Consider the following 25,292-nt stretch of genomic DNA (forward strand, 5'->3'; position numbering starts at 1 on the left):
ATCTAATTCCGGATGCTGCGACTGGTGTCCAGGCCCGGTAATACGGGGAGCGCGTCGTGGGCTCAGCGCCGCCGAAGCGCCATCCTTCGTCGTCGACGCTGATGCCCGCGTGCAACTTCACCTCGACCACGAGGATGCCCTCGCCCGGCACCGTGGTGACGAAGTCGGTGTCGCGGTCCACATCAGTGTCGTGGTGACGGATGGACAGGCCGTGCCAGACGAGCCAGCACTCGGTGCCGGGGTGGTCGCGCAGCGACTCGAAGACTGTTGCTTCGCCGGAGGGCGATCGAGGGCGCGTGACCGCGGGCCGCATTGAAGCAATGCATGGAGCGTATCGAGCGGATCGACCAAACCCAGCCGTTCGATCGAGGTCCTGCCGGTCGCGGGCCGATCATCAGATGCAGCTGTGGTTGAAGCCGGCCGCAATAGTCGAGGCGGCTGAGCAGTCGATGAACATTCTCGTGTAGATGCTCGCGCCCACGTACTCGACGCCCCAGTCGCAACTCTGGTGGCTGGTTCCGCTGCCGATGGACATCTTGATCTTTCGAATCCCGATGCTCGGAAGGCGGCCGGCCACATGGAGCGCGCAGCTTGGAGCTGCGAATCACCGCTGATCCCCGCGTGGGACTGATCATCATGCCGCGGTCGAAGGGCGGGCCCATGGGTGTTCAGCAACGGGAAGGCGCTCTGCAGGATGCACTCTCGCGCCGAGGGCGCTTCGCGCACCGACCGGCTCATTCGCCTGGCCGACCAGCCTCTTCTGTGATCCGTCGCACTTCGAGGGACAAGCCGCCAACTGAGAGGCCTAGCGACAGGGCTCCGCCGCGGACCATTGCGTACCCGGGCGAGCCATTCTAGCCCGGTGCAGGGGCCGCACCATCCAGTTCGCCGACGTCGCAGGCGACCCGGCGTGAGTGAAGATCTGCAAGAGCTTTACGAGCCTTGGTCGAGGAGTCGGGGCTCCCATAGGCGTAAGCCGTCATGGGTGAACGCCAGATAGCCCTCGATTCGCTCATTGTCATGGCGGCCCTTGATGACGCCAGCTCGCTGCGGAACGAAAAAAGCCGGCATGCCTTTCACGTCTGCGGTGCCGGCTTGCGGTCCGCGGATCTGGCTCACCCGCGCCTGAACAGTTCGTAGTCGCGTGGTATCCGCCCAGAAGTCCAGAGCGGGGTCCCATTGGCCCAGTTCAGAGTGATGTACGAGCGAAGCAATACCGTCCCCATCGCCGTACCAATCCAACGACCGGGTTCTCGTCCCTTCGTTGCGTGCGATATCCGCACTCCTTCTAGCGTGTTTGACAGCGTCAGGCAGAGAACTCGGAAGGTCTTCCAAGACGTCTAGAGCGTAAGCGACGGCCGAGCAATATTCGGCATCGAGGCACGGATTGGACGCACGCCAGTACGCCAGGATTTCTTTGACTCGTTCGTGCGAGACTGCCGGGTTCTTTAGGCGAACCGCCCTCCACCATGCCAGCGCGTCGGCAGACGCGTAGCCTGCCTGGGTAAGGTTCTCGTCTAGCAGCGATATGACGCGCACCACCTCACGGGGCGTCAAAGAGCGCCAGTCTCGGCCCGCGCGGGCAAGGTAAGTCCAAACTATCTGGCGCCTAACTATAGGAGGCGGCACAGGACCCTTGGTGAGCATGCCATCGAGAAGTTGCAAGGACCGCTCGTAGTCGCCGTACAAGCGGTTGAGCTTCGCTCTTTCTGTTTGTTCGAAGCCGCTTTGCTGGCGCGGGTCGCCGCGGTAGCGCAGCGTAGAGATCAGGTCTTCGGCCTTTTCGACGCACGCCACCACAAGCGGGTGTGGGGCACTAGCGAGATACTTTGCAAGTGTCGCGCCACGTGTGCCGTATTCAACCACGCGAATACGCATCTGAATTTCGCTCACGAAGCCATAGTCCTTTGATCCCGACCCCTTCTCGCGAGAGACCGAGAACTCCTCTGCGGAATCGTTGACCCATGGAGCGAGTTCGTCCAGTGGGATCCGGCGGCCGATGCCGTCGTAGACGCGCGCTCGGTGGACCATGCCGAGTATGTGATGAAGCGTGGCGTTGTCCGGCGCCAGGCTGCTTGCGTGCCGCGCGAAGTGTTCAGCTTTGACGAAATTGTTCAGCCGGAAAGCGAAGTAGCGGGCCGTGTGGGCCCAGAGGTGGGCGTCGTTGGGCCGTCGATTAGCGACATATGTCAGGAGCTCCGCGGCACCGTCACGCGAAGGGATTCGCTCGATTAGCCTGGCGAACGTCTCCCGAGCGCTGTCACCTCCGGAGGCTCCGGCGCCGTCCCCGCGGTCGGTGAAGACGCTCTCGATGAGCTGCTGCATCGCGTCGTCCTCGCCACCGGCAAGACAGAAATCAGCAAATGTCATGCCCCATCTCGCAAGCGCGTGTTTCCATTGCACATCGTCGCCCCCGCCAAGCTGCCTGAGAACCTCCTCCGCAATCAGCGCATGGGTAGTCCTCCATTCGCCATCACTGGATCTCCACAGCAACCCGCGCAATTCAGGCGCCAAAGTACGTGCGAAGCCCCCCGCTCGTGAGGGTGGCAGCCCTACCAGTCGCGCCAGCGCATACTCGGGAACTGCGGACTGGCCGAAAAAGTGCGCGAAACTGCAGACTAGTATGGCCTCCCGCTGGACGCCTTCAATCCCGATCAGCCTGCCCGACACGAACGACTCGAGGCCGTGAAATTCTTCTTCGAAGGCGACGAGCCCGAAATAGAACGCATTTCGTCGATGGTCTGAATACGATGCGATCGCTTCGAGATTTCGCTTAGCTGTGTAGGCGCGTGCAGCGTAGGCGTCGACGAACGCGGCGGCTTCGTTGTCGGCTAGCACCTCAGGCAGATATGGCGAGGACGACTGCGTCGACGGCGGCGAGTAACGACGCGACACGGCCAGAACCACAGCAGGAACTGAAAGCGCGTGCAAATCATTGGTTAGAGCCGCGATTTGGTCTTCCCGAAGGTGTGGCGAGTCGCACACCACCAGGACGGCGTTCTTGCTCTGCCTCACCACGGCATCGATACGCTTGGCCGTTTCTCCTTCGCGGAAGCGATGGAGGAAGACCACGGGGAATCTCGTCCTGATGTTGAACCCAAGACGTCTGGCGACCGTTGTTCCGCCGGCGCCAGGAGCGTGGAACAGATTCTGACGGACCGTTCTGCGCTTACCGAGCATGCCGAGCAATTGCCGCTGCAGGCTCGCAGTCTCGGTGCGAGTCACGTCAGCGTCTCGAGCGAGAGCCGCAGGCGTTAGTTCTCCGCCACGTAGGAAGTCGAGAGCGTCAGCGTCTGCGGTGGAGGTGTCGGGATCTGCCGCCCAGTAGATAGTGCCATCCTCGGCGATCCAAGCCGCGTCTTCCCGCGAGATCTCGACCGACCCTTCCGGCCCCGGCACTATGCGTTGAGACGGAGATTCTAATGCTGGAGACAGCGGACTCAGCGCATCCATCAAACCAGACGGAGAGAGCGCAATCCGGAAATCCGGCTCAAGCGCGCGGCCTGCCCCTAGCGTGCCGATATACGCGCGCTCGCCAAATTCCGTGAGGAGGTCATCGACTATCGCGGAGAGCCAGGGACTCCACTCGCTGCCTGCATCATCAGCAATGAGCACGGTAATCCGTCGACCGCCGAAGGTCGCCGAGAAGTTGCCAAGCAAGGCACGCCAAGGCTTGCGCAGCGTACGTGTCCACTCCGTTGTCAGTTCGGCTGCCGAGTCGAATCCTCGGACGCTCAGCCAAGCTGTGGCACTTCGCCCGAGCGGAGGAGGGTTAGTCGGGGAGCCGAGATGCACAGGCTGCCGCGCGACGATCTCCGCCCTAACTTTGGAGAGAAGCCCATCTGCATCGGTCGCCGGGTCAAGGTCGACTACCATGGCGAACGGCAGGCCTCCCATGATCGCTGCTTCGGCTCGCGGGGAGCCGACGGGGGCGACTAGGACGAAGCACTCCGACGCCCCCGGTAAGGGGAGTCCCGCGGCCAGGACGTCTCCGCTCGCCTGCGCGAGTGGCACACTAAGTCCAAGCTTGCTGTCCCAAGCAGCGATGAGGCGAAGTGCTACTGTCCGCGCGTTTTCTGTCGCTTCCTTCTGACTACCACCCGCGTCGCTTTCCGATTTCGCTGCAATCAGATCTGACACCCCACGCACTATGAAGAAGTCAGGTGTAATTTCCGCGCGGTCGATTGCCGCTAGCACCGCGTTGCCCTCCATCTCAAGAGCCAGAGCGTCGCCACTGTGCGCGTGAATTCGCGCGAGCTCGTCGGACTTGACGTCCGCGATTACCTTCTCGCCGCTGGCCAGCGCGCCAACGAAGATCTGGAATGACGCCAAATTTGGCTGTGCCCGGATTCTTCGCGCGATACCGGCAAGAGTCGCTGGCACCGTTCTTGTGTCAGATCTCGCCTGAAAAGCGCCGTCGACAAGTTTGCCTGATTCGTAATAGTAAACCTTGTCGGCCACTACGACGTCACCGATTGCAACGTCCTTGATTCCTCCAGCAACTCCGATGAACAGGACGAGACGCGGCTGGTACTTCTCGATTGCGCTGAGCGTAGACATTCCCGACTTGGTGGACCCGACGCCAACTTCAACGAGCGCAACAGAAAGGCTCCTCCCCTCAAACTCCAGGCGGCCACGTATCGCTGGATCGTTGAGAACAGGATCTTCGACAGGGTCGCTCACGAGCGTTTTGAGTGAGTCCCATTCAACTGGAACTGCGCAAAGCAGCAGTACTTCTACCCCGTCGACGCGCATCGAAACCTCATTCATCTGGCTTGCTCGTGGCCTTGAGTATGCCCGAGTTTCCGGACGAGAGCGAGCGTCCCGATAATGTGGTCTGGCTGGTCACATCACGCCCGAGCCGCAGATGGCTGGGGGAGCACTAAGACAGCATCGAATTTTGCTCGCGTACCTGCCGTCCGTGTAGTGGTGGTGGTTGCGGCGATCAGCATCGTTAACATCATGACCGGCGCCCCTTGCAGTGGCGCACAGGTGGTGACGCGCTCGATCCCGTCGATGTGTTGGGCAGCTCTGTTGCTAATCGTGCGGCACAACCTGCTCAGCGAGGATTCTGAGGGAGTAGCCCTCAGCAGCCCCCTCCCGCTTCGCGATTGTGTGCTTCTGGAAGCCGTGTTCAGCGGTCGAGAATGAGAGCCGATACTGCTCGCCGGCCATGACGGCCTGTTCAAGCCGGTGGACCGGATTGTCAGGCTCACTAGATACTCTGGCCGGGCGTCGTTCTTGAGCGATCGGCGAAACAGCCGCCCGACGACTTCTGCTGCGAGCCGCTGAAGTCCATCGCGCGGAAGCCTGGTCCAGCGTGGTCACCAGTGCCGACCGCGTCATTCCGAGCGCGGCGCCGCTTCGAAAGTGGCAGTAGCGTCGAAGCATGAACGAGACGATCACACCGGTAGAGCTGTCACGCGAGCTGGGCATGGACCGCAAAGGTCGGCAGATTCGCGGCTTCCTGCGGAACCCCGCCGACGGCGGAGGACCGTTCGAGGGGCATGAGATCGGGACCGAGTGGCATCTGACGCCGGAGCAGGCGGATCGGATTCGGAAGCACTTCGGGAAAGACGGGTCGGTCTCGTGACGCGCGCGGCCTCCGGCCGCGTGCTCCTCGACCTGCGGTGGGGTGCGGCCTGCGGCCACTCGCTTCTCGACCTACGAGGCTACGCGGGCCTTGACCCGCGGGCGGGTGGCCTCTGATGGACGTCGTGCTGACCGTTCTGGGGATCGCGATCATCCTGGTCGCGCTGCGCGACATGTTCCACACGCTGCTGCATCCCGCCGGCAGCGGCGGCATCAGCTCGGTGGTGCTGTCAGTCGCCTGGCGGCTCTCACGCGCGACCGGTCACCGCTTTGGGCCCATCGTCGGGCCCGCCGGCATGGTGGTCGTGATCGGCATCTGGGTCGCACTGCAGGTCGTCGGCTGGGCGCTCATCTATCTGCCGGGGGTGCCCGAAGCCTTCACCTATTCGCCGGGCGTCAACCCGGCCGCCTACTCCGACTTCGCAGAAGCGCTCTACTTCTCGTTCGTCACCTTCACTACGGTCGGGTTCGGCGATGTCGCGGTCATCGACCCGTGGATGCGTCACGCCACACCGCTCGAGGCGCTCACGGGCTTCGCGCTGCTGACGTCGGCGCTGACCTGGTTCACGCAGATCTACCCGCCCCTCACGCGCCGTCGCGCGCTTGCGCTGCGGCTGCACGGGTTCGTGGAATCTGAGGGAGTCGAGCGGATCGCCGCACTCGACCCGGTCACGCTCTCGCGGATGCTCGACACCGTCGCCAACGATGTGGCGAGCGTTCGGGTCGACTTCCTGCAGCACAGCGAGGGCTTCTACTTCGCCGAGAACGAGGCGCAGCTGTCGCTCGCTCGGCAGCTCCCGGTGGCGCTGCGGCTGCGCGATGCGGCGCTGGAGCGCGAGGAGGCCGAGGTGCAGCTGAGTGTGCGGCAGCTGGCGGTGGCGCTCGATGACCTGGCGGCGACGCTGCGCTCGCAGTTCCTGCGCACCGGGGATGGGGCGGAGGAGGTCTTCGAGGCGTTTGCGGTTGATCACGGGTGGGATGTGCGGGAGTAGGCATCCGGTCTCGTGACGCGCGCGGCCGGAGGCCGCGTGCTCCTCGACCTGCGTAGGGGAGGGGCGACCGGTCTCGTGACGCGGGCAGCCTTCGGCTGGCCGCTCCTCGACCTACGGATTCGCGGAGACGCGGGACAGCAGGGCGTCTGCGTTCTGGAGCTGGGCTGCCAGCTTGTCGCGGCGGGTGCGCATCTCGGTGGCGAAGAAGGTGGCGCGGTCGGCGGGCAGGACGGCGAGCGGGTCGGTGGGGGAGGACTCGATGGCGGTGGCCAGCTCGGCGAGCTCCTCGAGGGTGAAGCCGAAGGGCTTCATGCTCATGATGAGGCGGATGCGGCGCTCATCCGCCGCCGTGTAGAGACGGAAGCCGCCCTCGGTGCGGCCCGACGCCTGCACGAGTCCGACCTCGTCCCAATGCCGCAGCGAGCGCAGCGAGAGCCCGGTGCGCTCCGCGAGCTCGCCGATGTGCATGGTGGCGGCGGAGTCATCGCGAGGTGCATCCTCGGCGGGGGCCGTGCGGTCGGTCATCTGATTCCCTCTTCAACTCTACCGTCACGTTAGGGTAGAGTGTCCCGGGTCGCTCAGGCGACCTCGCTGTCCATTCTGGCCCCGTTCTGCGGCTCGCCCGTTCGGCTGGACGGCCCCGCGTGATGACGCGCACCACACACTTCACCCGTCGTGCGGCACGCCCGCGCGAGCCAACCGAGGAGCACCTTGGCTACCAGCACCCCCGTCGACCGCCGCGCGCGGTACCGCGACAACCCATCCGTCATGACCGTCCTGCGCAACCCGCGCCTGCTCACCCGCGAGGCGCTCGCCGGCCTGGTCGTGTCGCTCGCGCTCATTCCCGAGGCGATCTCGTTCTCGATCATCGCCGGCGTCGACCCGGCGGTCGGCCTCTTCTCGTCGGCCGTGATGGCCATGTCGATCGCGTTCCTGGGCGGCCGCCCCGCCATGATCACCGCCGCGACCGGTGCCATCGCGCTCGTCATCGCGCCGATCATGCGCGAGTACGGCTTCGACTACTTCATTGCGACCGTGCTGCTCGCGGGCGTGCTGCAGGTGGTGCTCGGCCTGCTGGGGGTGGCGAAGCTCATGCGCTTCATCCCCCGCAGCGTCATGGTCGGTTTCGTCAACGCGCTCGCGATCCTCATCTTCATGGCGCAGATCCCACAGCTGGTGGGCGTGCCGTGGCTCGTCTACCCGCTCGTCGCCGGCGGCCTCGTGATCCTCGTGCTCATGCCGCGCATCACCAAGGTGGTGCCGGCGCCGCTGTTCGCGATCATCCTCATCACCGGTGTCGTGCTGGCCTTCGGATGGAGCGTGCCGAACGTCGGCGACCAGGGAGAGCTGCCCACCAGCCTGCCCGCACTGTTCTTCCCCGACGTGCCGTTCAACCTCGAGACGCTCTCGATCATCGGCCCGACCGCGATCGCCATGGCGCTCGTGGGCCTGATGGAGTCGCTCATGACGGCGAAGCTCGTCGACGACATCACCGACACCCACTCCGACAAGACGCGCGAGTCGTGGGCGCAGGGCGTCGCCAACGTGCTCTCGGGCCTCTTCGGCGGCATGGGCGGCTGCGCCATGATCGGCCAGACAATGATCAACGTGAAGGCGTCGGGCGCTCGCTCGCGCATCTCAACGTTCCTCGCCGGTGCGTTCCTGCTCGTGCTCATCGTCGCCCTCGGCGGCATCGTCGGCCTCATCCCGATGGCCGCGCTCGTCGCCGTCATGATCATGGTCTCCGTCGGCACCTTCGACTGGCACTCGATCCAGCCCGCGACCCTCAAGCGGCTGCCGATCAGCGAGACGCTCGTCATGCTCGTCACCGTCACGGTCGTCGTCATCACCCACAACCTGGCGCTCGGCGTGATCGTCGGCGTGATCGCCGCCATGGTGGCCTTCGCACGCCGGGTGGCGCACTTCGCCAATGTCTCGCGCGAGCTGCGCGAGTCGGATGGCGGCACGGCTGCGCACTACACGGTCGAGGGCGAGCTGTTCTTCGCCTCCTCCAACGACCTGACGACGCTGTTCGAGTACACGGAGGATCCCGACCACATCGTGATCGACCTGTCGCGCTCGCACATCTGGGATGCATCCACGGTGGCCGCGCTCGACGCGATCGAGACGAAGTACGAGCGGCTCGGCAAGCGGGTCGAGCTGCACGGGCTGAACGCGTCGAGCGTGCGGATGCGCGAGCGGATGACGGGGCAGCTCGGCGGCGAGGGCTGATTCACGGCCGCACTGCGGCAGGATGACCTTCGGGTCCGTATGACCGCGCCTCGTCTCCAAGGCGCGCTGTCTGTACGCCGGCGCACCGTGCGTCGCCGACCTCGAGCGTGAGACTGGGAGACCAGTGAGCGCGAGCATGAGGAGGTGCGCATGGCTGAGCCCGACCAGTGGGATCTCGTCGTCATCGGCGGGGGCAGCGCGGGGCTGACCGCGGCCAGGAGTGCGGCCGGCTTCGGCGCGCGCGTGCTGCTCATCGAGCGCGATCGCCTCGGCGGCGACTGCCTCTGGACCGGCTGCGTGCCGTCGAAGGCTCTCATCGCGGCCGCTCGGCACAGCGCCGAGCAGGATGCGCCGGCGACGGGTCGGACACAGCAGCAGACCTTCGCCGCGGCGACGGCCGGCGTGCACGCCGCGATCGCTGCCGTCGCGCCGAGCGACTCGCAGGAGTCGCTTGAGGCGGCAGGGGTTGCGGTGCGCTTCGGCGAGGCGCGCTTCACCTCCGAGCGCGCGCTCGTCGTGGACGGCGACCGGATCGGATTCGCCCAGGCCGTCATCGCCACCGGCACCAAGCCGCGCGTGCCGCGCATCGAGGGCGCCGACACCGTGCACATCCGCACCAGCGGCGACATCTGGCAGCTCGAGCGACTGCCCGAGCGGCTCGTCATCCTCGGCGGCGGACCGATCGGCTGCGAAATCGGCCAGGCGATGGCGCGGCTCGGCGCGCATGTGACGATCGTGCAGCGCGGCACTCGCCTGCTCGCCAAGGAGGACGCGGCCGCCAGCGCCATTATCGAGACGGCACTGCGGGCGGACGGCATCGACGTGCGCACGGGCACCGCAGCGGTGTCGGTGCGCTCCGAGGACGGCGTCGCCGGCGAGCTGACGCTCGATGACGGCGAGGTGCTGCCCTTCGACGTGCTGCTGGCCGCCACCGGCCGCGAGGCCCACGCGACCGACCTCGGCTTCGACGCCGCGGGCGTGCGCGTCGACGCCGACGGATTCGTCGAGGTGGATGCGACCATGCGCACCAGCGCCTCGCGCATCTGGGCCGCCGGGGAGACCGCGGGGCTGCCGCAGCTGACGCACATCGCCGGCGTCACCGGCAACCAGGTCGCGATCAACGCGATCCTCGGGCTGCGACGCACCTTCGACCGCGATCGCACACCCAGAGTCACCTTCACCGCGCCGGAAGTCGCCTCCATCGGCGTGCTGCCCGATCGCGCCGACCGGCGCCGCCACCGCGTTGTCGAATGGCAGCACGAGCATGCCGACCCCGCGATCGCCGACGGCGACTCGAGCGGCTACACGGCGATCGTCGTGGACGGCCGCGGGCGCATCGTGGGCGGCACCATCGTCGGCCCGCGGGCGGGGGAGACCATGGGCGAGCTCTCGCTCGCCGTGCACGCGGGGCTGACGACGCAGGATGTGGCGGGCGCGACGCATCCCTACCCCACCTACAACGACGCGCTCTGGAATGCCGCGATCAAGGACTACCGCTGGCGCGCCGGTCAGGGCGCGACCGGCACGGCGATCGGCGTGCTGCGCAGCCTCACCGCGCGGCGCCGGCGATGACCTCGGCATCCGCGGCCGCAGCGGCTCCTGCGACGAGCGCGCCGGCGACATCCGGCCCGCGCGGCCTCGGCGCCGTCATCACCTCGCAGCTGCTGCTGCGCATCGCCTCGGCCGCTGCCGCTCTCGTGATCGGCAGCTACTTCGTCGACCTGTCGAGGGAGGGCGTGCCTGTCGGGGCGGTGCTGCTGGGCGTGCTCTCCGGCCTCGCCTACCTAGCCGAGCTCATCATCGCCCCCATCGCCGGTGCCGCGAGCGACCGGCGCGGACGACGGATCTTCCTCGTCATCGCGCCCGTGCTCGCCGCGCTGGGCGTGCTCCTGACGCCCGGCGCATCGCTGGGCGACGCGGCACCCGCGCTCATCCTGGTCGTCGCCGCCGTCGGCACCGCCCAGGTCATCGGGGGTGCCGGCGGTGCGCTCGCGGCACCCGCCACGCTCGGCCTGCTCGCCGACGCGACCGACGGCGACCGGATGCGGCGCGGCCGCCTCGCGAGCCTGTACGAACTGGCATCCGCGGGCGGCATCGCGGTCGGCGCCGCGCTCGGCCCGATCCTCTACGCCATCACCGGTCTCGGCGCCTTCGCCGTGCTCGCCGGCATCTACCTGCTCGCCGCCTTGCTGGTACTGCTCTTCGTGCGCGACGGGCCGAGCGTCGCCCGGTCGCACTCGGTCGGCCTCCGCGCCCAGATCGCGGTGTTCGGCAACCGCCGCCTGCTCGCGTTCCTGCCCGCCTGGATCGCCGTCAACGCCATCCTCGGCACCTGGGTCACGGCGCAGATCACCTACGTGCTCGCGGGAGACCGCCAGATCGAAGGACAGCTCTTCACCGGATCGCTTGCCGGCCAGGACGGCTGGCTCTCGGCAATCCTCGGCGGCTACGTGCTGTTCTTCAGCGCCTGCGTCGCCGCCTGGGTCTTCATCGCCGGCCGAGTGCCCACGAAGGCGACGCTGCTCGTCACGATCGGCGGCGCCGTGCTCGCCTCCGTCGGCCTGATCCTGGCCAACCACGGCCTGCCGCTGCCCATCGCGGCCGTGATCGTGGGCGTCGGCATCTTCCTCGAGGCCGGCTTCACCCCCGCCGCGCTCATGCACCTCGCCGATATCTCTGGCGAGCAAACCGCCGACCGCGGCTTGATCATGGGCGTCTACTCGGTGGTGCTCGGCCTCGGCTACCTGCTCGGCAACGTGCTCGGCGGCGTCTTCGCCGCCTGGCTGGCCTTCGACAGGCTCGCGCTCCTGACAATCCTGTTCGCCGTGGTCGGCATGGCTTCGGTCGCGGTGATGATCCGGGTCGATCGGCGGCTGGAGCGCGAGGCTGTCGTCGCGGAGGGCACCACGGCATGAATCGAGAGCACGTCTATGGGCGAGGCGCGCGCTGGTACGACGCGCTCTCGGGCGAGTTCGTGTACCGCGCCGGTCGAGTGGCAGGCATCGAGCTGCTGGGGCTGCGCGAGGGCGACGCCGTGCTGGATCTGGGGTGCGGCACGGGCCTCAACCTGCCGGAGCTCGTCAAGCGCGTCGGCGCCACGGGTCGCATCGTCGGACTCGACCGCAGCGCCGACATGCTTGCGGTGGCCGAGCGCCGCGCCGAGCGGCACGGCTGGGCGAATGTGACGCTCGTGCACGCGGACGCCACCGACTTTGGCCCACGGGATCTCGCCGATGGACCGGTGGACGCCGTGCTCGCGACCTACGCCCTGAGCGTGTTCCCGGACGCAGATGCCGCGTGGCGCAACGCGCGCTCGGCGCTGCGGCCGGGCGGCCGCGCCTGCATCGTCGACATGCAGCCGCCGACGGGCGCGGCCCGGTTCCTGTCGCCGGTCGCGCATCTGGCCGCAGCCGCCGGTGGCTCCGACCTTGAGGCGCGCCCCTGGCGGATGCTCGAGCGCGACGGCAGCCGGCTCGTGCGCCGCACGCTGCGCGGCGGCCACATCGTGACGGTCGCCGGCATCGTCGGCTGACGCCTGGGGGCGTCGTCGCGCTCGTTGCCGCCGGCTACTCCCAAGACTGGGGTGAAGCGATGTGTCTGCGGAGTTCCATCGCGTCGCGGAGTATTCGACCGACCACCAGCGTCTCGCCGTCGTATCGGCAGATCAGGAAGTGACGCGGGCGGTGCACCCTTCCACCTGCCGAGTGCCTGTTGCTCTGCGCCAGATGCCACGAGAACACGCCATCCCCGAGTTCAGGGCGCATCGTTCGCCCGACCCCGTCTACATGCGAGGCCACGTCTCGGATCGCCGCGGTGATCAACGCCTCGTATCGAAAGCGCGCTTCTGCACCGAACTCGGCGTGCGACCAAGCGAGAATCGAGACGATGTCGGACTGGGCTGCGTGGGTGAGCCGATACTTCGCCATCAGTCGGCTGACTGAGCCTCTGCCGCGCGACTGCCGAGCTGCCGCACGAAGTCGTCGAGAGTGTCGTCCTCGACGTCGTCGAAGCGCCCCGCGGAGAGATCCGACCAGCCGTGCTGAGCGGCTCGACGAAGAACGGCGATCTTGGCCTGCTCTTCAGCGTTCTCGCGCTCCAGCAGCCGAAGCCCGTCGCGCAGCACCTCGCTGGCGTTCTGATAGCGCCCAGATTTCACCAGCGACTCGACGAGCTCATGCTGGTGCTGGCTGAGAACGACGTTCCTCGTGGCCACGGCGATCACCTCGATTGGCAGTATATGCCATTGCCGCGGTGCGGGTGGCTACAGCATCGAGCCTAGATCGGAGCCGACCGTCGGGTAGCCCATCCGCGCCGACCGAAGCTGCCGGGTCGTGAGGCCCAGCTGGATGGCGAGCGCGAACACGTTGACGAGCTCGGCGTACCCGGGCCCCAGCAGGTGGGCGCCGAGGATGCGGTCGCTCTCGCGGTCGATCAGCACCTTCACGGCGGCCGTGGTCTCGCCGAGCCGGTAGTTCGAGAACCAGTCGGTCGTGTCGAGCGAGCGCACGACGACGTCGTGCCCGGCATCGCGAGCCTCGTCCTCGAGCATTCCGACGCGGCAGAGCTCCGGCACCGTGAACACGATGGAGGGCTCGCCGGTGTAGTCGGGCACACGAGTATTGCCCTTCAGCATGTTGGAGGCGGCCACCGATCCTTCCGCCGTCGCGACCGGCGTCAGCGGCTTGCCCTCGGTGTCGGCCGAGTCGCCGGCGGCGAACACCCGCGGATTCGACGTGCTCTGCAGGTGCGGCTCGACCTGCACGCCCTTCGAGCTCCACTCCACTCCTGCTGCATCGAGATCCAGCGACGCGAGGTTCGCCACGCGGCCGGCGCCGTGCACGACCAGATCGACCTCCACGGTCATCCGCTCGCCGTCCTGCTCGATCGTGACCGCCATGGCGCCGCCGTCCGCCCGCTCGATCGCCACCACGTCGGCGTTGCGGCGCAGGCGGATGCCCGCCTCTTCCGAGCGATCCACGAGCCGCTCGACGAGCTCGCCGTCGAAGCCGCGCAGCGGTCGGTCGTGCCGGTCGAGGATGCTGCAGTCGGCGCCCGCCCGCGCGGCGATGTGCGCGAACTCGAACGAGATGTAGCCGCCGCCGACGAACAGGATGCGCTCCGGCAGCTCGGCGAGGTCGAGGAACCCGGTGCTGTCGATGACGTGTTCGTGGCCGGAGAACTCGAGCGGGCGCGGTGTCGCACCGGTCGCGATCAGGAAGCGCTTCGATGTGTATCGCGTGCCGTCGATCTCGACCTCGGCTGGACCCGTGAAGCGGGCGGCGGCGTGGAACAGCTCGACGCCGCTGTCGCTGAGCCCCTGCTCGACCTTCGCGGGCATCGCGTCGGTGAAGCCGCGCTTGTGCGCCATGAGCTGCGCCCAATCGATCGCGATGTCGGCGTCGTCGATGCCCTTGTCGCGCATGAGCCAGGCGTCGTCGACGACTTCGGCCCCTCGCCGCAGGATCTTCTTCGGGTCGCAGCCGCGCAGGGCGCAGGTGCCGCCGTACGGCAGCGGATCGGCGATCGCCACGCGCCATCCGGCCCGCGCGCACTTGTTCGCGGCGGCCATACCCGCCATCCCCGCGCCGATCACGACGAGGTCGTAGTCGTCAGCCATCGCTGTCTCCTTGCGCTCAGGGTCGATGTGGTCGGGAGCCTATCGAGGCCGCGGGAGACCGAAGTGTGTCCCAGGTCGCAGACCCGGCGTCGACCGCGCTCGTACCGTGCATGCATCCACCTCGATGGAAGGACGCATCATGGACACCGCAACACGCAGTGCAGAGGCACCGACCGCGACAAGGCTAGGCAGACGAGCGCTCGCGGGTGCGGTCGGCGGCATCGCCGGCGGCCTCGCATTCGGTGCGCTCATGGCGATGATGGGCATGCTGCCGATGATCGCCTCGCTCGTCGGCTCGACGAGCGCCGCCGTCGGCTTCGGCATCCACATGGTCATCTCGGTCGGCATCGGCATCGGCCTCGGGCTCACCGTGCTCTTCGCGCAGCTGCTCAGCAGCTACCCGCGGGGACTCCTGATCGGTCTCGTTTACGGCGCCATCTGGTGGGTGCTTGGGCCGCTGCTGCTGATGCCGCTCATGATGGGCATGGCTCCGTTCATGTTCGACGCGGGCAGCCTGCCGTCGCTCGTCGGACACCTCATCTATGGCGGCATCCTCGGAGTCGTCGCTGTACGCCTGCTGCGCCAGCGGCGATGATGGAGGCATGCGCCGCCGCAGTCTCGACCTCGCTGCTCCGGGTGCCGCCATGGTCATCCGATGGGCAGGAGGTCGACGCTGTGCGCCCCGCGGTTGAGCAGCCGTTCAGCTGCCTGAGCTCGGTCGATCTGTTCGCCGATCTCACCGCCGACGAAGTCGCGCGGATCGACGAGCTGGCGCCCAGCCGCAGGCTCTCGGCTGGCGAACTGATCTACAGCCAGAGCCAGCCGACGACGGCGCTGTTCATCCTGAAGTCGGGCCGCGTGCGCATCTTCCGTCTCGCCGAGGACGGCAAGGCGCTCACCATGGCGATCCTCGAGCCCGGGGCGGTCTTCGGCGAGATGCTGCTGATTGGCCAGCGCATGTACGACAACTACGCCGAGGCGATCGAGGATGTCGTGATCTGCCGCCTCGAGGCGCGCGAGGTCGAGCGCTATCTGCTCGCCGACCCGCGCATCGCCATCCGTGTCGCCCGGCACCTCGGGGAGCAGGTCGCGGTGCTCGAGGAGCGGCTCATGGATCTCGCGGTGCGCCCGCTCGAGACGCGGCTGGCGAGCACACTCGTGCGGCTCGCTGCAACCGAGCGACGCTCCAGGCAGGGCTTCGTCACGATCCGGCTCACGCATGACCAGTTGGCCGGGCTGCTGGCGGCGACGCGGGAGTCGACCAGCAAGGCCATGGCCGATCTCGCATCGCGCTCGCTCATCCGGCAGGCCCGCGGCCGCATCACCCTGCTCGACCTCAATGGGCTCGCCATCCTCGCGAAGCGCAGGCCCGAGCCCAGTCGGTGAGTCGACGAACTGGCCATGCGGCGGCATCGCTGGCAGAACGGGGTGACGCTCCATGCTGACGACCGTGAGGCGGAGCGCTTGTGGCCTTGACGCCGGGCACCGACCTCTGGTGCTCTGACCATGTGACCTTCTTCTCCGCAGACCCAGAGCCGCCAGAGCAGTCGGCACCTCCCGAGCAAGAGCAGCCGCGCTGGTGGGGGCTGCCGGAAGACGAGCTGGCGGCGCTGCTGCCGGTGCGCGAGGTGCTCGGCACGACCGAGCAGGCGTCGGTCGCGCTCGTCTGGGCCTTGGTGCACAGCGATGGCGTCGCCTTCCGCGTCGAGCGACGCCTGCGGCGCGGCGACCTGCCAGCGCGGGAGTGGCAGCGACTGATGACCGAGTTCTCCGAGCACGGGATGTTCGGGGAACTGGAGGATCCGGCGGCCCGGTTGCGCTTCGGCGTCGTGCTGGGCGACGGTGAGCAGGTGCTCGACTCGCACCCGTTCGGCCAGGGGACGGATCCGACGGTGATGCCGACGCGCCACGTGCTCGTGCGGACGGGCGGCGGCTCGGGCGGCAGCGACCGGTTCTACTCGGGGAGCGAGACGCTGTGGCTGTGGCCGCTGCCGCCGAGCGGCCCGATGGAGCTCGTCATGCAGTGGCCCGCGTTGGGCATCGGCGAAGTGCGCGTCATGCTCGACGGCGACCGCATCCTGGCCCTCGCGCAGCAGGTCGTGCCGCTGTGGCCGGAGGAGTGAATCGCTCGGATGACCGGCGCGAACGGAATATTCGCGCGAGGAGGGCGCTGTATTCGGGGGACGGACGAACGACGTTCGCCGCAGAGCAACGCGGCAGCACCCCGACGACGAGGAGGAACGATGAGCAACTTCGAAGGCAAGACCGCGCTGGTCACCGGCGGCGGATCAGGGCTCGGCGAGGCGATCAGCAAGGACCTCGCGAAGCACGGCGTCAAGGTGGTCGTCGCAGACATCAGCCTCGATGGCGCCACGCGCGTCGCCGATGAGATCACCGCAGAGGGTGGCACCGCGGTGCCGTTCCAGGCCGACACGGCCGTCGCCGATGACAACAGGAAGGCCGTCGACTTCGCCGTGGAGAACTACGGCGCGCTCAACTACGCCGTCAACAACGCCGGCATCGCAGGCGCGAGCGCCCCGGTCGGCGAGCTCGACGTCGACGACTGGGACAAGGTCATCGCCATCAACCTCAGCGGTGTGCTTTACGGCATGCGCTACCAGGTGCCCGCGATCCTCGAAGCGGGCGCCGCGGAGGGCGCCATCGTGAACATGGCGTCGATCCACGGCAGCGTCGCTGCGCCCGGCAACGCCGCCTACACCGCTGCCAAGCACGGCGTCGTGGGCATGACGAAGAACGCCGCGGCCGAGTACGGCGCGCAGGGGCTGCGCATCAACGCGATCGGCCCCGGCTACATCGAGACGCCGCTGCTCGCCGCCGCACCGAAGGAGGTGCTCGAGGGCCTGGAGGCAAAGCACCCGCTGGGCCGCCTGGGGCAGCCGGAGGAGGTCGCCAACCTGACCACCTTCCTGCTCTCCGACAAGGCCAGCTTCATGACCGGTGCCTACGTGCTGGTCGACGGCGGCTACACGGCCGTCTAGCGACGCACGCAGGACCGAAGGAACGACCGCGTCGGCAGCCGCCGCCGGTCGACGCAGTTCGAAAGGAGCGCAGACATGCGAGCAGAGATCGACGGACAGACCATCGCCGAGGCGAACAAGGACGACCTGGTGCGGATCGAGGGCAACTGGTACTTCCCGCCCGCATCCATCCGTGAGGGCGCGCTGACCGAGAACGACACGGCCTACACCTGCCCGTGGAAGGGCGACGCGCAGTACTTCGACGTGCACGCGGGCGAGCAGCAGCTCGCCGACGGCGCCTGGAGCTACCCGACGCCCCACAAGAGCGCGTTCGACCGCGTCGGATCCGACTTCTCCGGCTACGTCGCCTTCGCGCGCGGCGTCGACGTCGTCGAGAGCTGAGGCCGACAGGAGCCCGGACCGGCTTGGCCTTCGCTGACATGGCCTAACCTGCCTGGCCGGTCCGGGCTTCGTGCTGCCGTAGCGCAGCCCGCCGTAGGCTACGGCTGTGCTCGACCTCAACCGCCTGGTGATGCTGCGCGCGGTCGCGATGCACGGCAGCATCAGCGCCGCGGCGCGCGAGCTCGCCTACACGCACTCGGCGATCTCGCAGCAGCTGTCACTGCTCGAGCGCGAGACCGGCACGGCGCTGCTCGAGAAGGTCGGCCGCACCGCCAGGCTCACGCCCGTCGGCCTCGAGCTGGTGCGCAACACCGAGGCGGTGCTCGCCGCGATGGAGCACGCCGAGACCGAGCTGGCCGCATCGCACCACCAGCCTCGCGGCATCCTCACGGTCGCCGTCTTCTCATCGTTCGCGCGGCTCGTGATGCCGGCGGCGCTGCGCACGCTCATGCACGAGCAGCCCGGGCTGGAGGTGCGGCTGCGCCGGCTCGATCCGCAGGAGGCCGTGCTGCAGCTGGCGGCCCGCCGGGTCGACGCCGTGATCGTCGACACCTTCGCCGGCACGCAGCTCGCACCGCCGGGAGTCATCGACGCGGCCGAGATCGGGCGCGACCCGGTGCGCGGCTACCTGCCGGAGTTCCACGCCGCGGGCACGCGCGAGCAGCTGAGCGAGCTGCCCTGGGTGATGGAACCGGCGGATGCCCCCTCCACCCAGTGGGCGATGCGCGTCTGCCGCGAGGCGGGGTTCGAGCCGCGCGTCGTCTACGAGTCGTCCGACATGCTCTTCCACCTACGGATGGTCGAGGCTGGCCTCGCTGCCGCGTTCCTGCCCGATCTCGTGGTGCGCGAGGCGCGCAGCCGCGTCACGCCCAGCCCGCTGCTGCCGACCGAGCCGGGCCGCCGCATCATGCTGCTCACGCGCACCGGCGCGGCCGGGCATCCGGCGTTCCAGGCGGTCCACACGGCGGTGGCAGCGGCGCTCTCGAAATATGTAAGCAGCGCCGACGAAAACCGGTAAGCAACCGTCGCTATACCTAACGCGTGCGGACTCGTACGGTGAGCGGAGGGCCACGCATCCCGTGGTCCGCACTCCAATCACTGAGGAGGAGCGATGACGCTCACAGATCCCGGCATCGACGCGATGCAGGCCGCGGCAGTCGTCGACGGGCCCGCGCTCTGGTCGGCGCAGGCGCACATGCCGTCGGTGCTCGGCCGCCAGCTCGTGATCGACCGCGGCGAGGGCTCCTACGTCTTCACCGCCGACGGCCAGCGCCTCTTCGACGGCACCGCGGGCCTCTGGCACGCGAACATCGGCCACTCGCACCCCGAGCTCGCGCAGGCCGCCTATGACCAGATGCTGAAGCTCGAGACCTATCACGTGTTCCAGCGCTATGCGAACGATCGCGCCATCGAGCTGGGCGAGCGGCTCGCCGCCATCTCGCCCATCGAGCGCGCGAAGGCGATCCTCAACTCCGGCGGCTCCGACGCGATCGACGTCGCCTGCAAGCTCGCCCGCCGGCACTGGCAGCGCGAGGGCCGCGGCTCGAAGCAGATCATCCTCAGCCGCGAGCACAGCTACCACGGGCTGCACGCCTACGGCACGTCGATCGCCGGCCTCGACTTCAATCGCGAGGGCATGGGCACCGACTCGCTCGTGCCCGAGACCGCGCGCGTCTCCTTCGACGACATCGAGCAGGTCGAGGCGACCATCGCCCGGATCGGAGCCGACAACATCGCGGCCATCGTCACCGAGGCCATCCAGGGCACCGGCGGCGTCAACCCGCCCGCCCCCGGCTACCTCGAGGGCCTGCAGCGGCTCTGCACCGAGCACGACATCCTGCTCGTCGTCGATGAGGTCATCACCGGATTCGGCCGCACCGGCGAGTGGTTCGCCTCGCAGCGCTACGGCCTCGAGCCCGACATGGTGACCTTCGCCAAGGGCGTCACCTCCGGCTACGCGCCGCTCGGCGGCGTGCTCGTCGCGCCCCGGCTCTGGGAGCCGTTCTACGCCGACTCGGCCGAGACGCCGATCTTCCGGCACGGCGCCACCTACGCCGGCCACGCCACCGCCGCGGCGGTCGCGATCGCCAACCTCGACGTGATCGAGCGCGATGGCCTGGTGCCGCGAGTGCGCGAGCTCGAGCAGGCGCTGCGCACGCAGCTCGACGGCCTGCTGCAGCGCAGCGACGCGGTCGTCGACGTGCGCGTCGCCGGCTTCCTCGGCGGCATCAGCCTCGACGAGCGACTCGACAACGCTCGCGTCTGCGACCGGGCCGTCGAGCTCGGCTTCATCACCCGCGCGCTGCGCGGCAACACCCTGCAGCTGAGCCCGCCGTTCATCGTCAGCGACCAGGAGGTCGCCGACTACGTGGCGGCGATCGAGCAGGCCATCACCGAGGAGGCAGCACGATGACCATGACGACCTCGACCGAGACCCGCGGCGCCGAAGCGCTCGTCGCCGCCGACGCATCCGCGATCGAGCGCGCTGACCGCGTGATCGCCGGGCTCGGCCTGCCGAGCGACGGCCTCGCGGTCTCCGACCCCGCCACCGGCGAGCGCATCGCCCACGTCGCCGACGCCGACATCGGCGCCGCCCTGCGGGCGGTCGACACGGCGGATGCCGCCGGTCGCGCCTGGGCACGCACCACCCCGCGCGAGCGCGCCACCGTGCTGCACCGCTGGTGGGAGCTGCTCGTCGAGCACACCGAGGAGCTCGCGCACCTCATGACGCGCGAGATGGGCAAGACGCTCGCCGAGGCGCGCGGCGAGGTGAAGTACGGCAGCGACTACGTGCGCTGGTACGCCGAGGAGGCCGTGCGGCCGGCCGGCAGCTTCCGCGACGCGCCGGACGGCGGCGCGAGCATCCTCACCCGTCGTGCTCCCGTCGGGCTCGCGGTGCTCATCACGCCCTGGAACTTCCCGCTCGCGATGGCCACGCGCAAGATCGCCCCGGCGCTCGCCGCCGGCTGCGGCGCCGTCGTGAAGCCCGCCACGCTCACGCCCCTCACCACCATCTATGCCGTGCAGCTCGCCTACGAGGCGGGCGTGCCGGAGGCGCTCGTGCAGGTCGTGACGACCGGCAGCGCCTCGAGCTTCAGCGAGGCCGTGCTGCGTGACGAGCGCGTGCGGAAGGTGTCGTTCACCGGCTCCACCGGCGTGGGTCGCACGCTCATGGGGATCGCCTCCGACCGCGTGCTGCGCAGCTCGATGGAGCTGGGCGGCAACGCACCGCTGATCGTCTTCGACGACGCCGACCTGGAGCGCGCCATCGAGGGCGCCGCCATGGCCAAGCTGCGCAACGGCGGACAGTCGTGCATCGCCGCCAACCGCTACTTCGTGCAGGAGGGCATCGCCGACGAGTTCGTCGCCGGGCTCGCCGAGCGACTCGGCGCGGCGACCGTCGGCAACGGCTTCGGCGACGGCGTCACCATGGGGCCGCTCATCGACGACCGCGCGGTCACGAACATGCGCTCGCTCACCGAGGAGGCGCTGGAGCGCGGCGCCGAGCTGCGCCTCGGCGGGCACGGCTACGACAGCGCCGGGCACTTCTTCGCGCCCACGCTGCTCGACCGGGTGCCCGCCGACGCCACGATCGCCGGCACCGAGATCTTCGGCCCCATCGCCGCCGTGCAGCGCTTCGCCACGCAGGAGGAGGCCATCGAGCGCGCCAACGAGACCGACTACGGCCTCGCCGGCTACGTCTTCACCGAGTCGATGGATCGGGCCATGAACGTCGCCGACAGCCTCGAGACGGGCGTGGTCGGCATCAACCAGGGCGTGCCATCCAACGTCGCAGCTCCCTTCGGCGGCGTGAAGCAGTCGGGCATGGGCCGCGAGGGCAGCGCCGAAGGGCTCGAGGAGTACCAGTCGGTGCGCTTCTACAACATCGCTCGTCGGGCGACGAGCTGAACGAGAACGGAACAGACATGCGGATCGCTGTCGTCAAGGAGATCAAGCCGCAGGAGGCCCGCGTGGGCCTGACGCCTGCCGGCGCGGAAGACCTGGTGCGCTCGGGCAGCACCGTGCTGGTGGAGCGGGGCGCGGGGGAGCGGGCCGGGTTCCCGGACGAGCTCTACCTCGCGGCCGGAGCCGAGCTCGTCACGCGCGAGCAGGCGTGGGAGCAGGCGGAGCTGCTGGTGAAGGTGAAGGAGCCGATCGCCGACGAGTACCGGTTCCTGCGCGACGACCTCACCGTCTTCACCTACCTGCACCTCGCCGCCGACCGGCCGCTCACCGAGGCGCTGCTGGCCGCCGGCACGCTCGGCATCGCGTACGAGACGGTCGCCGACAGCACCGGCCTGCCGCTGCTGGCGCCGATGAGCGAGATCGCCGGCCGCCTCGCCGCACATGCCGCGGCATCCCACCTGATGCTGCACAGCGGCGGCCCGGGCGTGCTGCTGGGCGGCTCGCCCGGCGTCGCGCCCTGCCGCGTGCTCGTGATCGGCGGCGGCGCCGTCGGCACGCAGGCGGCGACCCTGGCGCTCGGCATGCAGGCGGAGGTGACGGTGCTCGACATGTCGCCGACGCGCGTGCGCCAGCTCGACGTGCTGCTCGACGGGCGCGCCCGCGTGCTGCAGTCGGATGTCGCAACCGTCGAGGCCGAGCTCGCCCAGGCCGATGTCGTCATCGGCGCCGTGCTCGTGCCCGGCCGCGCCGCCCCCAAGGTGGTCACGCGCGCGCAGCTGGCGCTGCTGCGGCCGCACGCGCTGCTCATCGATGTCGCGATCGACCAGGGCGGCGCCTTCGAGACGTCGCGCCCCACCACCTATGAGTCGCCGACGTTCGACGTGGACGGCATCCGCCACTACTGCGTCGCGAACATGCCCGGCGGCGTGCCGCAGACCGCGACGCGGGCGCTCACGAACGCGACGCTGCCGTACATCCGGCGCATCGCGCAGCGCGGGGTGGAGGCGGCGATCACGGCCGACCCGGCGCTCGCGCTCGGCGTCAACACGCGAGCGGGACGCATCGTGCACGCCGGGGTCGCGGATGCCTTCGGCGACCTGCCGTCGGGTGACGCGGATGAGCGCACGTTCGCGCTGCGGTAGGAGGTCGGCGGGGCGCCTCCACCACCGGCAGGTCGCCCCGCGCTGACCGCAGGCCGTCGGCGCTCGTCGGCCGCGGCCTGCGGCGTCACTCGGGCGAGAAGAGATCCTCGATGTGGCACTCGAACGCTGCGGCGAGTCGGAACGCGACGGGCAGTGAGGGATCGAACCTGCCCTTCTCGATCGAGATCACGGTCTGACGCGAGACGCCGAGCTCGTCGGCGAGCCGCTGCTGCGACCAGCCGCGTGCCTGGCGGCGCTCCTGGAGGCTGTTCCGCATCAGCTGCTGGTGCGCTTCGCCAGCAAGAAGCGCCCGGCGAAGTCGGCGACCATGAGCGACGAGACGACCAGCAGCAGCATCCCCGTGTCGACCTCGAGGCCGGTGATCGAGAATGCGGCAGCGGCCAGGCTGATCGTGACGAACGCGTCGAGGAAGGCTCCTCGCGCCGCGCGGTCGTACCAGGCTGCTTCGACGGAGTCCTCGGGTCGCTCCGTCGCCTCGGGCAAGCTCGCACGATCGATCAGCGCGGCCCACGCGAGGGCTGCGGCGACCGGCAGCGTGACCGCCGTCATGACGGTGAAGCGCAGCCCCGCTCCGCCTGGCTCGCCGAGCCAAGCGAAGAGCAGGCCGAGACCCGCTGCGAGGACGGCACCCACCGCCGCCGATGCCAGGAGCAGTACGACGCTGCCGCCGCCGAAGCGGGCGCGACCGAAGCGAGCTGTCGTGCGGGCGGTGGCTGTCACGGGGTGCCTTTCGTCGGGAAGGAGCGAGCGCACCGACTGTACTGTCAAGCACGCTTGACTGTCAAACATGCTTGACTCCCAAAGGGTGTGCACTGCGCATCGACCAGCTGAGCGTGGAGGGATGTCGGCGACGCGGCCCGGGTGTTCAGCGGATTCCACTAGCGTCAGGCGCATGCGAAGGGCGCTGAAGGGGTTGATCGCGGTCGTGGCGGCGGCGACGCTGCTCGCAGGCTGCTCGAGCATCCCCGCGGATCCGGACGGCACGCTCGAGCGGGTGCGCGGTGGCACGCTGCGCGTCGGCGTCACCGAGAATCCGCCATGGGTGGAGCTGTCGGACGCGGGAGAGCCCGCGGGCACAGAGCCCGAGCTCGTCGTCGCGTTCGCCGACGAGCTCGGCGCCGAGGTCGAGTGGACCGACGGCAGCGAGTCGCGCCTCGCGGCCGCGCTCGAGGCAGGCGAGCTCGACCTGGTGATCGGCGGGCTGCTCGACGACACCCCGTGGGTGGAGGTCGGTGCGGCCACGCGGCCCTACGCCGAGGTCGAGGCGCCGTGGGGCACCGAGCGGCACGTGATGCTGACGCCCATGGGCGAGAACGCGTTCCTCGTCGCGCTCGAGACGTTCCTCGACGAGGAGCCGGGGCGATGAGCGTGTTCTCGAAGCGCGGCCGGCGACGCAGCTTCGGCCACACGGAGCTGCCCGACCGGCAAGCAAAGGCGCTACGGAAGGCGATCCGGTTCGAGTGGTACACGCTCGCGTTCCTGGCGGTGGCGATCACGCTCATCTACCTCGTGCTCGGCAACTCGCAGGCGATGAAGGCGGCGTGGCTCGAGGATCTGCTCTCGCTCGCCCCACCGATCGCCTTCCTGCTCGCGGTGCGGATCGTCAACAAGCGTCCCAACCGCCGCTACCCCTACGGCTACCACCGCTCGGTCGGCGTGGCGCATCTGGTCGCCGGTGTCGCCCTGCTCGCAATGGGTGTCTTCCTCGTCATCGACTCCGGATCCGGGCTGCTGAAGGCCGAGCATCCCCCGATCGGCTCGGTCGAGCTCTTCGGGCAGACGATCTGGCTCGGCTGGCTGATGATGGGCGTGATGGCGCTCACCATCCCGCTGCCGATCTACTTCGGCCGCGTCAAGATGCGGCTCGCGAAGGAGCTGCACGACAAGGTGCTCTTCGCTGACGCCGACATGAACAAGGCCGACTGGATGACGGCGGTCGGCTCGATCGTCGGCGTCGCGGGCATCGGTCTCGGCTTCTGGTGGGCGGATGCCGCCGCGGCGCTCTTCATCGCCGGCAGCATCCTCTCCGACGGCTTCAAGAACATGCGGGCCGCCATCACCGACCTGATCGACCGAGGCGCCACCAACGTTGATGACGACGACGCACATCCGGACGCCGCGCAGGTCGATGACTACCTGCGGTCGCTGCCGTGGGTGGCGAAGGCGGGCTCCCGGGTGCGCGACCAGGGGCATGTCTTCCACGTCGAGGCGTTCGTGGTGTCGAGGGAGGGGCGGATGCCGTCGCTGGAGGAGCTGCTGGAGGCCAGGGACGGCTGCATCGCGCTGGACTGGAAGGTGGCGGATGTCGTGATCGTGCCCATCGACGAGCTGCCGGAGGAGGTCGGCGGGCCCGACCGCAACCGCCAGTCGGAGCGCAACAGCTGACTGGGCCGTGAGCGCCGTCGCGCGC

The 25,292-nt window shown here is 68.8% G+C and carries 23 protein-coding genes; 17 read left to right on the top strand and 6 right to left on the bottom strand.

Annotation, left to right across the window (positions count from 1 at the left end; translation table 11 throughout):
• Window positions 1–933: 933 nt before the first annotated feature.
• Entirely contained in the window at window positions 934–4,770 is a 3,837-nt protein-coding gene (locus ABG090_RS01145) for a 5'-methylthioadenosine/S-adenosylhomocysteine nucleosidase (RefSeq protein ID WP_347755645.1), read from the bottom strand.
• A gap of 619 nt (window positions 4,771–5,389) precedes the next feature.
• On the opposite strand from ABG090_RS01145, the gene ABG090_RS01150 reads away from it, so the two are divergent.
• Window positions 5,390–5,593 (top strand): hypothetical protein, encoded by a 204-nt coding sequence (locus ABG090_RS01150; protein ID WP_347755646.1) that lies wholly within the window; start codon window positions 5,390–5,392, stop codon window positions 5,591–5,593.
• Window positions 5,594–5,708: 115 nt separating this feature from the next.
• Window positions 5,709–6,584, top strand: coding sequence for a potassium channel family protein (locus ABG090_RS01155; protein WP_347755648.1), 876 nt, complete (start codon window positions 5,709–5,711; stop codon window positions 6,582–6,584).
• 111 nt (window positions 6,585–6,695) lie between these two features.
• On the opposite strand, the gene ABG090_RS01160 is transcribed toward ABG090_RS01155, so the two are convergent.
• Window positions 6,696–7,109, bottom strand: a complete 414-nt coding sequence (locus ABG090_RS01160; RefSeq protein ID WP_347755650.1) for a MerR family transcriptional regulator — start codon at window positions 7,107–7,109, stop codon at window positions 6,696–6,698.
• A 243-nt stretch (window positions 7,110–7,352) separates the two neighbouring features.
• Between ABG090_RS01160 and ABG090_RS01165 the strand changes: the two genes are divergently transcribed.
• The 4 genes from ABG090_RS01165 (at window position 7,353) to ABG090_RS01180 (ending at window position 12,348) form a co-directional block, all read left to right on the top strand.
• Window positions 7,353–8,816 (top strand): SulP family inorganic anion transporter, encoded by a 1,464-nt coding sequence (locus ABG090_RS01165; protein ID WP_347757643.1) that lies wholly within the window; start codon window positions 7,353–7,355, stop codon window positions 8,814–8,816.
• Window positions 8,817–8,966: 150 nt separating this feature from the next.
• Window positions 8,967–10,388: an FAD-dependent oxidoreductase gene (locus ABG090_RS01170; protein ID WP_347755652.1), complete on the top strand. Its 1,422-nt coding sequence runs from the start codon at window positions 8,967–8,969 to the stop codon at window positions 10,386–10,388.
• A complete protein-coding gene (locus tag ABG090_RS01175; RefSeq protein ID WP_347755654.1) occupies window positions 10,385–11,731 on the top strand; it encodes an MFS transporter in 1,347 nt (448 codons plus the stop codon). Before ABG090_RS01170 ends, ABG090_RS01175 begins: the two co-directional genes overlap by 4 nt.
• Window positions 11,728–12,348, top strand: coding sequence for a methyltransferase domain-containing protein (locus ABG090_RS01180; protein ID WP_347755656.1), 621 nt, complete (start codon window positions 11,728–11,730; stop codon window positions 12,346–12,348). Before ABG090_RS01175 ends, ABG090_RS01180 begins: the two co-directional genes overlap by 4 nt.
• A gap of 393 nt (window positions 12,349–12,741) precedes the next feature.
• Here the strand turns inward: ABG090_RS01180 and ABG090_RS01185 are convergent, their stop codons facing one another.
• A complete protein-coding gene (locus tag ABG090_RS01185; protein WP_347755657.1) occupies window positions 12,742–13,029 on the bottom strand; it encodes a type II toxin-antitoxin system ParD family antitoxin in 288 nt (95 codons plus the stop codon).
• 48 nt (window positions 13,030–13,077) lie between these two features.
• Window positions 13,078–14,433 (bottom strand): NAD(P)/FAD-dependent oxidoreductase, encoded by a 1,356-nt coding sequence (locus ABG090_RS01190; protein WP_347755659.1) that lies wholly within the window; start codon window positions 14,431–14,433, stop codon window positions 13,078–13,080.
• A 139-nt stretch (window positions 14,434–14,572) separates the two neighbouring features.
• On the opposite strand from ABG090_RS01190, the gene ABG090_RS01195 reads away from it, so the two are divergent.
• From ABG090_RS01195 to ald, 9 genes are all read left to right on the top strand, one after another.
• A complete protein-coding gene (locus tag ABG090_RS01195) occupies window positions 14,573–15,028 on the top strand; it encodes a hypothetical protein (protein ID WP_347755661.1) in 456 nt (151 codons plus the stop codon).
• Between the two features lie 80 nt (window positions 15,029–15,108).
• A complete protein-coding gene (locus ABG090_RS01200) occupies window positions 15,109–15,819 on the top strand; it encodes a Crp/Fnr family transcriptional regulator (RefSeq protein WP_347755662.1) in 711 nt (236 codons plus the stop codon).
• 122 nt (window positions 15,820–15,941) lie between these two features.
• Window positions 15,942–16,556: a hypothetical protein gene (locus tag ABG090_RS01205; protein WP_347755664.1), complete on the top strand. Its 615-nt coding sequence runs from the start codon at window positions 15,942–15,944 to the stop codon at window positions 16,554–16,556.
• Window positions 16,557–16,676: 120 nt separating this feature from the next.
• Window positions 16,677–17,432: a glucose 1-dehydrogenase gene (locus ABG090_RS01210; RefSeq protein WP_347755666.1), complete on the top strand. Its 756-nt coding sequence runs from the start codon at window positions 16,677–16,679 to the stop codon at window positions 17,430–17,432.
• A 75-nt stretch (window positions 17,433–17,507) separates the two neighbouring features.
• A complete protein-coding gene (locus ABG090_RS01215) occupies window positions 17,508–17,813 on the top strand; it encodes a DUF427 domain-containing protein (protein ID WP_347755668.1) in 306 nt (101 codons plus the stop codon).
• Between the two features lie 106 nt (window positions 17,814–17,919).
• Window positions 17,920–18,831, top strand: coding sequence for a LysR family transcriptional regulator (locus ABG090_RS01220; RefSeq protein WP_347755670.1), 912 nt, complete (start codon window positions 17,920–17,922; stop codon window positions 18,829–18,831).
• Window positions 18,832–18,924: 93 nt separating this feature from the next.
• Window positions 18,925–20,226, top strand: coding sequence for an aminotransferase class III-fold pyridoxal phosphate-dependent enzyme (locus ABG090_RS01225; RefSeq protein WP_347755672.1), 1,302 nt, complete (start codon window positions 18,925–18,927; stop codon window positions 20,224–20,226).
• Window positions 20,223–21,722 (top strand): NAD-dependent succinate-semialdehyde dehydrogenase, encoded by a 1,500-nt coding sequence (locus ABG090_RS01230; protein WP_347755673.1) that lies wholly within the window; start codon window positions 20,223–20,225, stop codon window positions 21,720–21,722. The genes ABG090_RS01225 and ABG090_RS01230 overlap by 4 nt, the downstream gene beginning before the upstream one ends.
• Window positions 21,723–21,739: 17 nt before the next feature.
• A complete protein-coding gene (ald, locus tag ABG090_RS01235) occupies window positions 21,740–22,861 on the top strand; it encodes an alanine dehydrogenase (RefSeq protein WP_347755675.1) in 1,122 nt (373 codons plus the stop codon).
• Between the two features lie 85 nt (window positions 22,862–22,946).
• Here ald and ABG090_RS01240 read toward each other — a convergent pair whose 3' ends face one another.
• Complete coding sequence (locus ABG090_RS01240) at window positions 22,947–23,138, bottom strand: helix-turn-helix transcriptional regulator (RefSeq protein ID WP_347755677.1); 192 nt, start codon at window positions 23,136–23,138, stop codon at window positions 22,947–22,949.
• Window positions 23,138–23,602, bottom strand: coding sequence for a hypothetical protein (locus ABG090_RS01245; RefSeq protein ID WP_347755679.1), 465 nt, complete (start codon window positions 23,600–23,602; stop codon window positions 23,138–23,140). The genes ABG090_RS01240 and ABG090_RS01245 overlap by 1 nt, the downstream gene beginning before the upstream one ends.
• A 172-nt stretch (window positions 23,603–23,774) precedes the next feature.
• Between ABG090_RS01245 and ABG090_RS01250 the strand changes: the two genes are divergently transcribed.
• Together ABG090_RS01250 and ABG090_RS01255 are read left to right on the top strand one after the other, a co-directional pair.
• On the top strand, window positions 23,775–24,248 hold the full coding sequence (locus ABG090_RS01250; RefSeq protein WP_347755681.1) for a transporter substrate-binding domain-containing protein: 474 nt from the start codon (window positions 23,775–23,777) through the stop codon (window positions 24,246–24,248).
• The gene (locus tag ABG090_RS01255; protein ID WP_347755683.1) at window positions 24,245–25,267 is read left to right on the top strand and encodes a cation transporter; all 1,023 of its coding nucleotides are present in this window, start codon (window positions 24,245–24,247) and stop codon (window positions 25,265–25,267) included. Before ABG090_RS01250 ends, ABG090_RS01255 begins: the two co-directional genes overlap by 4 nt.
• The last annotated feature ends 25 nt before the right edge of the window (window positions 25,268–25,292 follow it).

This window comes from Agrococcus sp. ProA11 (assembly GCF_039880525.1).
GTDB classification, from domain to species: Bacteria; Actinomycetota; Actinomycetes; order Actinomycetales; family Microbacteriaceae; genus Agrococcus; species Agrococcus chionoecetis.

What these genes read in the sequence shown, in the direction of transcription:
- ABG090_RS01145 (WP_347755645.1), bottom strand. Translation starts at nt 4,770, where the DNA reads ATGAATGAGGTTTCGATGCGCGTCGACGGGGTAGAAGTACTGCTGCTT.
- ABG090_RS01150 (WP_347755646.1), top strand. Translation starts at nt 5,390, where the DNA reads ATGAACGAGACGATCACACCGGTAGAGCTGTCACGCGAGCTGGGCATG.
- ABG090_RS01155 (WP_347755648.1), top strand. Translation starts at nt 5,709, where the DNA reads ATGGACGTCGTGCTGACCGTTCTGGGGATCGCGATCATCCTGGTCGCG.
- ABG090_RS01160 (WP_347755650.1), bottom strand. Translation starts at nt 7,109, where the DNA reads ATGACCGACCGCACGGCCCCCGCCGAGGATGCACCTCGCGATGACTCC.
- ABG090_RS01165 (WP_347757643.1), top strand. Translation starts at nt 7,353, where the DNA reads ATGACCGTCCTGCGCAACCCGCGCCTGCTCACCCGCGAGGCGCTCGCC.
- ABG090_RS01170 (WP_347755652.1), top strand. Translation starts at nt 8,967, where the DNA reads ATGGCTGAGCCCGACCAGTGGGATCTCGTCGTCATCGGCGGGGGCAGC.
- ABG090_RS01175 (WP_347755654.1), top strand. Translation starts at nt 10,385, where the DNA reads ATGACCTCGGCATCCGCGGCCGCAGCGGCTCCTGCGACGAGCGCGCCG.
- ABG090_RS01180 (WP_347755656.1), top strand. Translation starts at nt 11,728, where the DNA reads ATGAATCGAGAGCACGTCTATGGGCGAGGCGCGCGCTGGTACGACGCG.
- ABG090_RS01190 (WP_347755659.1), bottom strand. Translation starts at nt 14,433, where the DNA reads ATGGCTGACGACTACGACCTCGTCGTGATCGGCGCGGGGATGGCGGGT.
- ABG090_RS01195 (WP_347755661.1), top strand. Translation starts at nt 14,573, where the DNA reads ATGGACACCGCAACACGCAGTGCAGAGGCACCGACCGCGACAAGGCTA.
- ABG090_RS01210 (WP_347755666.1), top strand. Translation starts at nt 16,677, where the DNA reads ATGAGCAACTTCGAAGGCAAGACCGCGCTGGTCACCGGCGGCGGATCA.
- ABG090_RS01215 (WP_347755668.1), top strand. Translation starts at nt 17,508, where the DNA reads ATGCGAGCAGAGATCGACGGACAGACCATCGCCGAGGCGAACAAGGAC.
- ABG090_RS01225 (WP_347755672.1), top strand. Translation starts at nt 18,925, where the DNA reads ATGACGCTCACAGATCCCGGCATCGACGCGATGCAGGCCGCGGCAGTC.
- ABG090_RS01230 (WP_347755673.1), top strand. Translation starts at nt 20,223, where the DNA reads ATGACCATGACGACCTCGACCGAGACCCGCGGCGCCGAAGCGCTCGTC.
- ald (WP_347755675.1), top strand. Translation starts at nt 21,740, where the DNA reads ATGCGGATCGCTGTCGTCAAGGAGATCAAGCCGCAGGAGGCCCGCGTG.
- ABG090_RS01240 (WP_347755677.1), bottom strand. Translation starts at nt 23,138, where the DNA reads ATGCGGAACAGCCTCCAGGAGCGCCGCCAGGCACGCGGCTGGTCGCAG.
- ABG090_RS01250 (WP_347755681.1), top strand. Translation starts at nt 23,775, where the DNA reads ATGCGAAGGGCGCTGAAGGGGTTGATCGCGGTCGTGGCGGCGGCGACG.
- ABG090_RS01255 (WP_347755683.1), top strand. Translation starts at nt 24,245, where the DNA reads ATGAGCGTGTTCTCGAAGCGCGGCCGGCGACGCAGCTTCGGCCACACG.